The sequence below is a fragment of the Thiospirochaeta perfilievii genome, assembly GCF_008329945.1.
Taxonomy (GTDB): Bacteria; Spirochaetota; Spirochaetia; order DSM-2461; family DSM-2461; genus Thiospirochaeta; species Thiospirochaeta perfilievii.
On the sequence record NZ_CP035807.1, the window covers coordinates 2,482,938 to 2,495,619 of the forward strand.

Genomic DNA, 12,682 nt, shown 5'->3' on the forward strand with positions numbered 1-12,682 from the left:
ATTAAAAGAGTAAACCAAAACTGGAATTTGCCATATAATCTTTTAGTTTACACCTATATACAGTTTGTTTATGTATAATATATAATTGTTATTAATATTATTAAATAAAAGGTGACATATGGGGGAAGCATCTATTGATGTAATAAAATTTAAGTATCGATCTATAGATAGAAAGTGGCTAAATATCCATTTTTTTATATCCCTAGCCCTAGTCTTTTCTGTCTTATTATTAGAGATTACAATTGGTTATATTGTCTATCGTTCAGGAGAGATTAACTCAACAATTCCAAGGTACCTATTAAAATTTCTTATCCTTCCTACCCTTGTTAACAGTTTGATAGTGCTTTTAAACTATTTAATTTTAAAGTCTAATAAAGTTCCCCAATATGTTAAAATATACTCTACCTCTATTCTCCTACTACTAATATGTTTAATAGTTTTCACTGTTCATTCAACATTTTCAGCACTATATTTTATTTTTTTACTACCAATTTTGCTTACTACTATTTATGGCAGTTATAGGTTATCAACAATTACATCATTTTTATCAATTATAGGTGTTATACTATCGGAGCTCTTTATAGTATGGGATTTAGATAAACCATCTATATTTGAAAATGGATTAAGGACAAGTAACTTTATAATTGCAATCTTTATCCTCTTTTTCTTTTATATTATGAATCTGGTTGTTATATATTTTGAAAGAATAAGGAGTAGGGGAGAGTTAAAAAAAGATTTTGAGCGACATCACCTAAAGAAGAAGATAAAAGTAGATGAATTAACAGGCATATATAACCGAATAGCATTTAGAGCTGCTATAGATGAAATGGAAGAGGATAAATCTTTAAACTCCTACATCTTTGTGATGCTAGATATTGATAATTTTAAAACCCTTAATGACACATTTGGACATGTTGTAGGGGATGAGTGCCTTAAAGAGTTGGGAAGTATCTTAGAAAAGTGTATGTTTGGATCTACAGCCTTTAGGTATGGTGGGGATGAGTTCTCAATAATTTTTAAAAATGTAAAAGAGGGGGAGGTTATAGATATTTGTAATAAAATTAACTCTATGTTTTCCCAATATGCAAAAGGGTTTAAGTGTGAAAAACCAATAACCCTAAGTTTTGGTGTAGCCCATTATAGAAAGGATATATCCCCATCGGATCTAATAGTTAACTCTGATCTAGCTCTATATGAGTCTAAAAAAACAAAAAATAAAATAACACTATTTAAAGATATATTATCATACCAATAATAAATTCCCCAATCCCATACCCATTATTAAAACTTTAAATTACAATAGGACTGATTAGGAGTTCTCCATGTTAAAAACATTCAAATCATTAAATCCTTATTTGAAGCAGTATAAAAAACTTTTTATCGTTGCTTCAATATTTACAATCATTTTCTCTACCCTAGCCCTAGTCGACCCATATGTGACAGGTGTTTTAATTGATATAATAATTGAGGGTGGCTCAGTTTCATTAGTAATTAAAGGGGTCTTATTAATTACAGTTGTAACATTACTACGGACGTTTTTACGTTATAAATACTTTATGAAATTTGAACTACTCTCTCAGAAGTTGGTATATAAGCTTAGGAAGGAGATGTATATAAAACTCCAGAATTTAGACTTTACCTTTTTTGATAAAACACCAAATGGAAAAATAATGACAAATATGACAGGGGATATTGAGGCTATTAGACACTTTTTTGCTTGGATAACCCATGTCTCAATTTTCCATGGCTTTATTTTTATATATGCATTAATTGTTATGTTTTTAATAAATCCATTTTTAGCTGGAATACTACTAATAATAATCCCAATAATCGGATTTATATCCTTAAAACTAAGTCGGTCTGTTAAACCTACATTTGTAAAAATACGTGAACAGTTTTCAAAATTAAACAGTGTTGTTCAAGAGAATATTAGTGGTAATAGGGTAATAAAAGCCTTTGCATCGGAACCCTATGAGATAGAAAAGTTTAATATTGAGAACCAAAAATTTAACGATAGAAATATTGAGGCTGCTAAAGTGTGGGAGAAATATCTACCTGTATTAGATGCCTTTGCAATTCTTTTTAACGTAGTTGTTATGTTAATAGGGAGTCTCTTAATAATAAACGATAAAATGAGTATCGGAGAGCTTGTTACATTTAATAGGCTTTTATGGATGATTAATAACCCCTTAAGAATGTTAGGGTGGATGATCAATGGAACTCAGAACTTTATTGCATCCTACGATAGGGTTGATGAACTATTAAACCAGGAGAGTAAAATTAAAGAGATCCATAAACCTGTTAATAAGCACACATTAGAGGGGTATATTAAATTCGAAAATGTCTCCTTCCACTATGGGGATCTACCAGTTTTAGAGAATATCTCCTTTGAGGTAAAACCTGGAGAGACAGTTGCTCTATTAGGATCTACAGGTTCTGGGAAGTCTACTTTAACATCATTAATATCTAGGTTTTATGATGTAACCAATGGGCAGATCCTAATAGATAATGTTCCTATACAAAATTATGATATCTCAATGCTTAGAAGTAATATTTCCATTGCTATGCAGGATATATTCCTCTTCTCCGACTCTATTGAGGGTAACATATCCTATGGTGTACCCCAAGCTGATAAAAAAAGGATTAGGATGGCTGCAGAGATAGCAGGGGTTAATGAGTTTATATACCAGTTTGATCAGCAGTTTGACACAGTTGTAGGAGAGAGGGGAGTTGGTCTTTCCGGGGGACAAAAACAGCGAATTGCCCTAGCAAGAGCGATTATTGAGGATCCATCAATTTTGATTTTAGATGATACAACTTCGGCGGTTGATATGGAAACAGAGTATAAAATATTAGGTGAACTAAAAAATATAAATGAGAAAAGAACCACCTTTATTATAGCCCATAGAATATCCTCGGTTAAGGATGCTGACTTAATTTTAGTTATGGATAATGGAAGGATAGTAGAAAGGGGAACTCATGCTGAGTTATTAGATAAAAAGGGCTACTACTACAGTGTTTTTTTCCAGCAGATGGGGGAGTTTAATCTAGAAAAGAAGGTGGTGTTATAATGGCTAAAAATAGAAATACATATAACGAAGATGAGTTATTAGAACAAGAATTCAATGTAGGGCAGTTAAAAAGACTTTTATCCTATGTAAAAAAATATAAAAAACAGATGATTTTAGCACTAATTGTTATATTAACTTCAGCTGTTGCTAACTTAATGATGCCAATTATGATGAAGTTTGTAATTGATGACTACATTCCAAATAAGAATGTTCACGCCATTATTACCGCTTCTATAGTGTTTATACTAATTATTATTCTAAGTAGTATTAGTATGAAGTTTAGAATTCGATATATGGCAAAGATTGGAAATGGTGTAATTAAAGATATTCGATCTGATATATTTAATCATATACAGAAGTTATCCTTCTCATTTTATGACTCTAGACCCCATGGAAAGATTCTAGTTAGAATTGTTAACTATGTAAACTCTTTAAGTGAGCTGTTATCTAACGGCTTAATAAATTTAATTGTAGACTTCTTCTCCTTTATTGTAGCCCTTATAATAATGCTATTTTTAAGTGTTAAGTTAACCCTAATTACCCTAATATTTGTTCCCCTTGCAACATGGCTTATTTTCCTAATTAAAAATAAACAACGTACTTCTATGCAGGATGTAAGTACAAAACAGTCAAATATGAATGCATATATCCATGAGAGTATTAGTGGAATGAAGGTAACTCAATCTTTTACAAGGGAGGATGTTAATTTAAAGGTTTTTGAAGAGTTAATGGATGATTATCAGGAAAAGTGGATGATCTCCAGGCACTATATTGCCCTAATTTTTCCTATTGTTAAAAACATTGCAATTACATCCCAGGGGGTTATGTTAGTAGCAGCCCTACTATTTTTTAAGGAGAGTATGACTGCTGGAATAATAGTTGCAGCCCTTGGTTACTCAGGTAGTTTTTGGCAACCATTGCTAAATATAAGTGAGTTCTATAACCAATTAATATCAGCAAGTGCCTATCTTGAAAGAATTTTTGAAACTATTGATATAGAGCCGGATATAAAAGATATTCCAGATGCAAAACCACTTGGTAAGATAAATGGTGATATAAAATTTGAAAACGTTGTATTTGGATACGAGAAGGATCAGATTATATTAAATAATTTTAATCTTAATATAAAAGCCGGGGAGAAGATTGCCCTAGTTGGTCCTACAGGAGCAGGGAAAACAACTGTTGTTAACCTTGTAAGTCGTTTTTATGATATAAATAGTGGATCTATTACAATTGATGGTGTTGATATATCTAAGGTGACCTTAAGAAGTTTAAGAAGCCAAATGGGTATAATGATGCAGGATACATTTATTTTTAGTGGTACAATTATTGATAATATAAGGTATGGAAGGTTAGACGCTACAGATAATGAGGTTATAGAGGCTGCTAAAGTTGTAAAGGCCCATGATTTTATAAAAAATATGAAAGATGGTTATTATACAGAGGTTAATGAGAGGGGAACAAGGCTCTCTGTTGGACAGCGTCAACTTATCTCCTTTGCTAGAGCTCTTTTAATGAACCCAGCCATACTGATTCTAGATGAGGCAACTTCAAGTATAGACACCCAGTCAGAAAAGATAATACAGGAGGGGTTAGAGAAACTTCTTGAAAATAGAACCTCATTTGTTATAGCCCATAGACTCTCAACTATAAAGCAGGCAGATAGAATTCTTGTAATAAATAATAGAGGTATAGAGGAGATGGGCTCCCATGATGAGTTATTAAAGAAGAAGGGGCACTATTACGATCTATACAGCGCCCAGTTAAAGTTTCTACAGGTTTAGATCCTTAACATACTCCCTTGGTGTTTTATGCATAATTTTTTTAAAGACTCTACTAAAGTAGTTAGAGTCTTCATAACCAACTAGGGCGGATATCTCAGTTATGCTTTTACTTGTCTCTTCCAAATATCTAAGGGATTTCTCTATTCTTATTTCCGATAGGTACTTTATAATGGACATATTTGTGTAATCTTTAAAAAGATGACACAGGTGGTGGTAGCTAATATTGAAGTTCTTGGCTAGCACACTAATATCCACACTTTTATTATAGTTTTTATTTAGGTAGAGGAGTATATTCTGGATTAGTTTTATACTGCTATTTCTTTTTTCCTGTTCCTGTTTCGTATATTTACACTGGGTAAAGAGAAGACTAACCATCTCCATTAATAGGGATTTAACAATAAGAGGTTTCGCCAAATTGTCTCCATTGTACTCCCTAACAAGTCTAACTAGACATCTATTTATATCCTGGGTGGATTTAGACTGTGTATCAAAAATTATTTTATTTTCCGATAGGGGTAGTAGAAAATCTAAATCACCTAGATCCGTAGTTAAGCTCTTTATCATTTTAAGGTCAAAAATAATACAATAATACTCTACCTTAGCTGTTATACTGTGCAGGTGGTGAAGATCGTTAGGGTTTAAAATAAGTAGATCATTGGTTTTTCCATGAATTTTCTGGGCATTACAGGTTAGCATTAATTCTCCACTTAACATAAATATAAGCTCTAGGTGCTCATGCCAGTGGGGTCTAAAAAGCTCCTCTTTATTTACATGGGTCTGCTTCTCTACATATATAGGAAATCTTTTATCGGGAATAGGAGGTAAAATATATAAATACTGTTCTTTCATAAACTATCCAATTTAGCAAGATTGTGCTATTAATTCGCAAACTTATCAAGGACTTATCCTTGAAATAGGCGTATTATGTTTACAGGAGAAACTAATGGTAGATTATATAAATGAAATAAAAGGATTTTCATCCTATGCGAGAAAGGCTGCAGCCGAGGGTATAGTTTTATTAAAAAATGAAGATGAAGTACTGCCTATTATCCCTAGTGATGAGGTTGCACTATTTGGTAGATGCCAAATTGATTATTACAGAAGTGGAACTGGTTCCGGGGGATCTGTTAATGTTCCATATACTGTTAATGCTGTTGAAGGATTTGAATTAAATAAAAACATAAACACAAATAAATATTTATTAGACTTATATGCAAACTTTGTAAAAGAGAATCCCTTTGATAATGGTGGTGGTGGCTGGGCTGCTGAACCCTGGTTCCAAAAAGAGATGAGACTAACAGAGGATATTGTTAAAACAGCTAAGGGTAGTTCAAATAAAGCTGTCATTATTATTGGGCGAACTGCTGGGGAAGACCAGGATAACGGTGCTAAACCAGGAAGTTATTATTTAACAGAAGATGAACTAGATATGTTAAACAAGGTCTGTTCTCTGTTTAACAATGTAATTGTTGTTTTAAACGTATCAAATACTATTGATATGAGCTGGTTAGAAAATTCAAACTTAAAAAATAGTATAAAATCAGTTCTCTACTCCTGGCAGGGAGGTATGGAAGGGGGTAATGCCCTTGCTGATGTATTATCCGGGGATGTTACTCCAAGTGGTAAGTTAACAGATACAATATCATATAGATTAGAAGATCATCCCTCTGATAAAAATTTTGGTAATGAGATAAGTAATATATATGCTGAAGACATCTATGTTGGATACAGATATTTTGAAACTTTTAATAAGGATGCAGTTCAGTTCCCATTTGGTTTTGGTCTGTCATACACCTCTTTTACCACTAAACAGTTAACTGCCCAGATATTAGGAGAGGGTTCTGCTAAGGAATTTGTTGTAAGGGTCGCTGTAACAAATAGTGGAGATAAATATTCAGGGAAAGAGGTTGTACAACTATACTACTCTGCTCCCCAGGGTGTTTTAGGTAAACCAGAAGTTGAACTTATCGCCTTTAAAAAGAGTAGAATACTAAAACCCGGGGAGACCCAGGAGTTAGAGTTTAAAATAGACCTATCTAGTATGGCATCCTATGATGATAGTGGGATTACTGGTTATAAATCCTCATATATTTTAGAGAAGGGGGGCTATAGGCTCTTTTTTGGAAATAGTGTAAGAAACTTAAATTTAGTAGAGTTTGATAAAGAGATTATTCTAGAGGACAATATTGTTGTTAAAGAGTTAGAAGAGGCCTTAGCACCACAAGAATCATTTAAAAGAGTGAAGCCTGGGGATAAAAAAGCTGATGGAACTTATAGTCTCGAGTACGAGGAAACACCTAAGTCACAAATATCCTTAAAGGATAGAATGGAGAGTCGAAAACCTAAGGATCTAGAGATAACAGGGGATAGGGGCATAAAACTAATAGATGTAAAAAATAAAAAGAGTACAATGGATGAGTTTTTAGCCCAACTAACACAAAAAGAGCTTGAAATTATAGTTAGAGGTGAGGGGATGAGTAGTCCTAAGGTTACCTCAGGTACTGCTGGAGCTTTTGGTGGAGTTGGAGACTCTTTAATAAAACTAGGTATTCCTGTTGCGTGTTGTGCAGATGGCCCATCTGGAATTAGACGTGACAGTGGTGAGATTGCAATGCAACTTCCAATTGGAACACTTTTAGCTTGTAGTTGGGATGTTGATATGGTTCGAGAGTTATATAAATTTGAGGGTATGGAACTTGTTTTAAATGAGATCGACTCTCTATTAGGCCCTGGGATTAATATTCATAGACACCCATTAAATGGTAGAAACTTTGAATATTTCTCGGAAGATCCATATCTTACAGGGCTTATGGCAAGTGCAGTTACCCTTGGAATTAAAGATGGTGGATCAACTGGAACAGTTAAACATTTTGCATGTAATGACCAGGAGTATAAAAGATCAATTGTTGACTCTGTAGTCTCTGAAAGGGCACTAAGGGAGATACATTTAAAAGCCTTTGAAATGGTTGTTAAGGAGGGTGAAGCTGTAAGTATAATGACAGCATACAATCCTATTAACGGTATATGGACAGCTTCCAATTACGACTTAAATACAACAATCCTAAGGGGAGAGTGGGGCTTTAAAGGTATAGTTATGACTGACTGGTGGGCTAAAATGAATGATCCTGTTAATGGAGGTGAACCCTCAATACAACAGGCAGCATCAATGGTTAGAGCTCAAAACGATATCTATATGCTTGTAAATAACTACGGTGCAGAAGTTAACGGATTAGGTGATGATTTAAGTGAATCAGTAGAAAGTGGTGTTTTAACTATAGGTGAGTTACAACGTTGTGCTAGGAATATATGTAATTTTATACTAGATGCAAAAGTTATAGAAAGACCTATTAAAGAACCAATTGTAACTAAAGTTCCAGCAGCTGTTGGGGATACGGCTGAGTTTAAAACAAATTCAGAGATAAAATTTAATACTACAGTTGATGGAACTAAAACATTTATTGTAGATGAGGAGGGAGAGTACAGTTTAGTTATCTATATGTGTCATGATAATGACCCAGCTGCACAATCCTCCTGTAACCTTCTACTTAATAACGAATATATAACTAATATTCAATTAAACGGTTCATTTGGGAACTGGGTTAGACAGAAAGATTTAAATGTATATTTAGAAAAGGGTCTATATCAGATTGATATTAAGTTTACAAAACCAGGTTTAGAGATTGGTCATATAGTTTTTACTAAGAATTAGTTAAAAAAGCTGAGCTGTATTTTGTACAGCTCAGTTTATTTTTATTGAAAAAATATCAATATAAAATTACTATATTTAACATGAGTTATTTAATATTTGGCCATCGTGGGATTCCCTCATTAGCAACAGAAAATAGCCTTTCTGGCTTTAAAAAAATCTTAGAAAATAGTGTTAAGGCTGTAGAGTTAGATGTGCATCTAACCTTGGATAATCTGCTTGTTGTAATTCATGATTTTAATACCGAAAGATTAAGTGGAATCGATTGTGTTGTATCAGATACAGAGTACTCTAGGATTAAGGAGTTAACTATAGGGGCAGATGATAAAATCCCCCTCTTAAGTGAGGTCTTTGATCTGTTAGGAAGTAGTGTTTTTTATGATATAGAGGTTAAAAGCCTGGGAAAAAATAGAAAAGAATTAACCGGTAAACTTCTAGATTTAATTAAAAAGTATAAACTAGATAGTTGTTGTATCGTCTCTAGTTTTGATCCTCTATTAATAAAAGAGTTTAATAGACTAAAAAGTGGAATAAAAACTGGGGTTATTTACTCTAGGCATAAGGATGTTCCATTTTTCCTAAGGGAAGGGTTAGGAGTTTTTTTTACCCATGTAGATATAATTAAACCCCATTATAAACAACTTAAAGGACCACTTTTTTTTCTCTTTACAAAAATAATGAAGAAAGAGTGTTATACATGGACTGTAAATGATAAAGAGACCTTTGAATATGTTATAAATCGGGGATGTTCCGGGATATGTTCAAATAATCCCCAGGATTTTATATAGGATATCTTAATCATCTTTCAATTGATAAATGTATCGTGTTATATTTATAGATCTAACATTAGGAGAAATAAAAATATATGAGTTTAAATAAATTTGATGAGAAAGAAGAGGATTTTGCATCCCTATTGGAAAATAGTTTTACAGATATAAAGGTTTTTACACCTGGAGAAGTTACAGAGGCAGATATTGTTGCTATTTCTGGAGGCTGTGTGTTTATACAGTTAGATGGAAAGAGTGAGGGGCAAATAGATTCTGAAGAGCTTTTAGATGAGCATGGGGCTATTAAAGTAAAAGTTGGAGAGAAGATAAAAGCATACTTTGTTGAAGCTAAAAATGGAGATAAGATTTTTACAACAAAAATAGCTGGAAATAAAGCAGGAAAAGAGTCTCTTAAAAGTGCCTATGAGAGTGGAATACCAGTAGAGGGTAGTATAACAGCTGTAATTAAAGGTGGTTATGATGTTAAAATTGGTGATACTAGAGTTTTTTGCCCATTTTCTCAGATTGGATTAAAGAGAGTCGAAAATCCAGAAGTGTTAGTTGGAACAAGGCATACTTTTAAAATTATTGAGTATAAAGAGGGTGGTCGAAACATCCTGGTATCATCTAGAGTATTATTAGAAGAAGAGTTAGAAGATAAAGTTGACATATTAAAACAGGAGTTAGAAGTTGGAATGCCTGTGGATGCAACGGTTATTAGCTTAGAGAAGTTTGGGGCATTTGTAGATGTAAAAGGAGTAAGAGCACTACTACCAATTTCTGAAATTAGTAGAAGCAGGGTCGATGATATATCTAACTTTTTAACAGTTGGTCAGGAGATCAAGGTCGCAATTTTAAACCTAGACTGGGATAATAAAAAAATATCAGTAAGTAAAAAACAGCTTATTAAAGACCCTTGGGATGAAGTAACTACAAAGTATAAAGAGAATAGTAGGCATAGTGGAGATGTTTCAAGAATCACTAAGTTTGGAATATTTGTCACTTTAGAACCAGGAATTGATGGATTAATACATATATCAGATATAACCCAGGATAATTTTAAAGTAGGACAAAAAATTAGTGTTGAAGTAAAAAGTATTGATGCTAAAGAGAGAAGAATTGGATTAAAAGAAGTCGCTTCAGATGAGGAGTACAACTTAAACAAAAAGTATTTTGACTCCGATGATGATAACGATACATATAATCCATTTGCTGCCCTACTTAAGGGGAAGAAGTAATCTTAGATTCCTCTCTATTAAATAGCCTAATAATATTCTTTTTATGAAAGATGGTTATTAGGATTGTTACAATAATAAAAAAGAGTAATATAGGTGTAGACCTAGTTCCCTTATCTATTATTGTATAAATAAAATAGTAAATAGGTAGCGTCCAAGCAGTTATTAGGGATGCTACCGATACATATCTTGTAAGCAATATTGTTATTATAAAAATAACTAGGCAGAATGGAAAAGCTGGTGGGAATAGTGCTGTTATACCACCTGCTGCAGTAGCTACCCCCTTTCCACCTTTAAAAGAGAAAAATATTGGATACACATGTCCTATAATTAAACATAGAAGCATTAAAATCCTTATAATTTCAATATCTAAAGATAGTTCTAATTTTCCAATAAGCAATATAGGAATAAAGGATTTAAAAAAATCCAGAATCATAACAATAGATCCTATCCTCCAACCTAAAACCCTTTTTACATTTGTAGCTCCAGCATTACCGCTACCTAGAGTTCTAATGTCAACCTTCTTAAGTACAAAACCAAATATTATAGCAAAGGATATAGAACCTATTAGGTAGGATAAAAACAATATTAGAACTATTATCATCTATTTCTCTTTGGTAGGATAATCAGTAGGCTAGTACTCTCTTTGTATTTTATATACTCCTTATTGCTCCCATACTTTTTATCTGCACTCTTCTCAAGGAGAGGTATCCCACTTACAAAAAGTAGTAAGAGTGTTATAGTTACGGGACCTAGAATAGTTAAAAATCCAAAACCAGATAGTAGTGGTGTAACAACTATGAATAGACCCCACCATACAAGTAACTCTCCATAATAATTAGGGTGCCTAGAATATTTCCATAAACCCTTATCCATCCATCTATTTTTGTTCTCTTCTCTATTTTTAAATCTAAATTTCTGAGAATCACTTACAGCTTCTATTATTAAACCTAATAGATAAAGTACAAAACCAACTATGGTAAGAGGGGTAATATCATGATCGCCCCTTAAAGTTAAAATTTTCGAATAAGGTAGCATTATTAACCAAACAGCAACTGTCTGAAGAAGCCAGAACCTTATTAGATTTGCAGGATTATCTCTTTTGTCATCAAATCTATCATCGGTCTTAGTTATTAGGATTCTTTTTAACAGATAAGATCCTAGTCTTAAACCCCAAAGAACTATGGCTAAGGTGAGACCTAGCTGAATAGATGTAAAATTAGCTCCACTTGAAAGTAGAAGCAGAGGAGCTAGTAGAACAAAGGATAGACTATAGGATAAATCTGTAACCTTATCTGTTTTAAAAGAAAAGGCAATAATAAAGAAAAAAAGGTTAATAACAACACTAAAGAGTATCGAACTTATAAATGGGTGTGAACTTATGTAACTAATCATTTTAAATCTCCATAATAATATATAATATTTGTATTTATACTTTTTTTAGAATTTGGGTTTAATGGGTCTGGTAAAATAGTAGGACCATTTATAGTTAATATATTACCAGTAATTTTATCCAATGTCATTTTAACAGGTGGTAGCAAAAAGCTTAATATAGGGTTTCTAATTTTCATCTCTACATTAAGTTGATTCTCATTATTATTAACAGTCACAATTTTCATTTCTATCACTCTTAACATATTAAAGTAAGGTATGTAAAATTCAAGGTCTATCCTGTTTTTCAACTTACTTAAATTCTCTTTTATATAACCTGGTAACATTGGACCTACTATCAATTCCTTGTCTAAATATAAATCTTTTGTATTAATTTTTCCATTAATATTACTTGTTAATACTATTTTTGAATCACTTTGTTTTATATTCCCTATTATATCCAAATCTTCTATTTTGAAATCATAATTTATAATTTGATTATTTAGAATCTTTACTTCTTCAGACGCCTTTACTCTGTTTTCCTTGTTGTAAAATATGTGCTTAATAGTTCCATTGTCATAATTCCCACTCACATACTCTTTCTGAGTATATAAAATATCAGTGAAATTAGTCTTAGCCCTATAAATTGTTCCATTCATAGTTATTATCTCATTTTGTGATAATATTAGAGAGTTAATTGATAGTATAAATGTAAAAATTAGATATTTCATATTGTAATAATAGTAAT

General features: G+C 32.4%; 10 protein-coding genes. 6 read left to right on the plus strand and 4 right to left on the minus strand.

The genetic code is table 11. From position 1 onward, the window contains the following. The first annotated feature begins 118 nt into the window (after window positions 1–118). The 3 genes from EW093_RS11370 (at window position 119) to EW093_RS11380 (ending at window position 4,855) form a co-directional block, all read left to right on the plus strand. A complete protein-coding gene (locus EW093_RS11370) occupies window positions 119–1,255 on the plus strand; it encodes a GGDEF domain-containing protein (protein WP_149568525.1) in 1,137 nt (378 codons plus the stop codon). A gap of 67 nt (window positions 1,256–1,322) precedes the next feature. Beyond that, window positions 1,323–3,071 carry an ABC transporter ATP-binding protein gene (locus tag EW093_RS11375; protein ID WP_149568526.1) on the plus strand — a complete coding sequence of 583 codons (1,749 nt, stop codon included), beginning with the start codon at window positions 1,323–1,325 and terminating at the stop codon, window positions 3,069–3,071. Beyond that, entirely contained in the window at window positions 3,071–4,855 is a 1,785-nt protein-coding gene (locus EW093_RS11380) for an ABC transporter ATP-binding protein (protein ID WP_149568527.1), read from the plus strand. The genes EW093_RS11375 and EW093_RS11380 overlap by 1 nt, the downstream gene beginning before the upstream one ends. Here the strand turns inward: EW093_RS11380 and EW093_RS11385 are convergent. Then, window positions 4,844–5,704 carry an AraC family transcriptional regulator gene (locus tag EW093_RS11385; RefSeq protein WP_149568528.1) on the minus strand — a complete coding sequence of 287 codons (861 nt, stop codon included), beginning with the start codon at window positions 5,702–5,704 and terminating at the stop codon, window positions 4,844–4,846. The genes EW093_RS11380 and EW093_RS11385 overlap by 12 nt on opposite strands. Window positions 5,705–5,798: 94 nt before the next feature. Between EW093_RS11385 and EW093_RS11390 the strand changes: the two genes are divergently transcribed. The 3 genes from EW093_RS11390 (at window position 5,799) to EW093_RS11400 (ending at window position 10,566) form a co-directional block, all read left to right on the plus strand. Beyond that, window positions 5,799–8,564: a glycoside hydrolase family 3 protein gene (locus tag EW093_RS11390; RefSeq protein WP_149568529.1), complete on the plus strand. Its 2,766-nt coding sequence runs from the start codon at window positions 5,799–5,801 to the stop codon at window positions 8,562–8,564. Window positions 8,565–8,644: 80 nt separating this feature from the next. Continuing rightward, on the plus strand, window positions 8,645–9,349 hold the full coding sequence (locus EW093_RS11395; RefSeq protein ID WP_149568530.1) for a glycerophosphodiester phosphodiesterase: 705 nt from the start codon (window positions 8,645–8,647) through the stop codon (window positions 9,347–9,349). Between the two features lie 77 nt (window positions 9,350–9,426). Next, window positions 9,427–10,566 carry a 30S ribosomal protein S1 gene (locus EW093_RS11400; RefSeq protein WP_246745030.1) on the plus strand — a complete coding sequence of 380 codons (1,140 nt, stop codon included), beginning with the start codon at window positions 9,427–9,429 and terminating at the stop codon, window positions 10,564–10,566. On the opposite strand, the gene plsY is transcribed toward EW093_RS11400, so the two are convergent. From plsY to EW093_RS11415, 3 genes are read right to left on the minus strand one after another with little or no spacing between them, the layout of a single operon-like run. Continuing rightward, entirely contained in the window at window positions 10,550–11,167 is a 618-nt protein-coding gene (gene plsY, locus EW093_RS11405; protein WP_149568531.1) for a glycerol-3-phosphate 1-O-acyltransferase PlsY, read from the minus strand. The genes EW093_RS11400 and plsY overlap by 17 nt on opposite strands. After that, the gene (locus EW093_RS11410; protein WP_149568532.1) at window positions 11,164–11,958 is read right to left on the minus strand and encodes a DUF1295 domain-containing protein; all 795 of its coding nucleotides are present in this window, start codon (window positions 11,956–11,958) and stop codon (window positions 11,164–11,166) included. The genes plsY and EW093_RS11410 overlap by 4 nt, the downstream gene beginning before the upstream one ends. Continuing rightward, on the minus strand, window positions 11,955–12,665 hold the full coding sequence (locus EW093_RS11415; protein WP_149568533.1) for a hypothetical protein: 711 nt from the start codon (window positions 12,663–12,665) through the stop codon (window positions 11,955–11,957). The genes EW093_RS11410 and EW093_RS11415 overlap by 4 nt, the downstream gene beginning before the upstream one ends. Window positions 12,666–12,682 lie beyond the last annotated feature (17 nt).

Bases quoted from the DNA above. Each gene is read 5' to 3' on its own strand.
- EW093_RS11385 (WP_149568528.1), bottom strand. From the start codon at position 5,704: ATGAAAGAACAGTATTTATATATTTTACCTCCTATTCCCGATAAAAGA.
- EW093_RS11375 (WP_149568526.1), top strand. From the start codon at position 1,323: ATGTTAAAAACATTCAAATCATTAAATCCTTATTTGAAGCAGTATAAA.
- EW093_RS11415 (WP_149568533.1), bottom strand. From the start codon at position 12,665: ATGAAATATCTAATTTTTACATTTATACTATCAATTAACTCTCTAATA.
- EW093_RS11380 (WP_149568527.1), top strand. From the start codon at position 3,071: ATGGCTAAAAATAGAAATACATATAACGAAGATGAGTTATTAGAACAA.
- plsY (WP_149568531.1), bottom strand. From the start codon at position 11,167: ATGATAATAGTTCTAATATTGTTTTTATCCTACCTAATAGGTTCTATA.
- EW093_RS11390 (WP_149568529.1), top strand. From the start codon at position 5,799: ATGGTAGATTATATAAATGAAATAAAAGGATTTTCATCCTATGCGAGA.
- EW093_RS11410 (WP_149568532.1), bottom strand. From the start codon at position 11,958: ATGATTAGTTACATAAGTTCACACCCATTTATAAGTTCGATACTCTTT.
- EW093_RS11400 (WP_246745030.1), top strand. From the start codon at position 9,427: ATGAGTTTAAATAAATTTGATGAGAAAGAAGAGGATTTTGCATCCCTA.
- EW093_RS11395 (WP_149568530.1), top strand. From the start codon at position 8,645: ATGAGTTATTTAATATTTGGCCATCGTGGGATTCCCTCATTAGCAACA.
- EW093_RS11370 (WP_149568525.1), top strand. From the start codon at position 119: ATGGGGGAAGCATCTATTGATGTAATAAAATTTAAGTATCGATCTATA.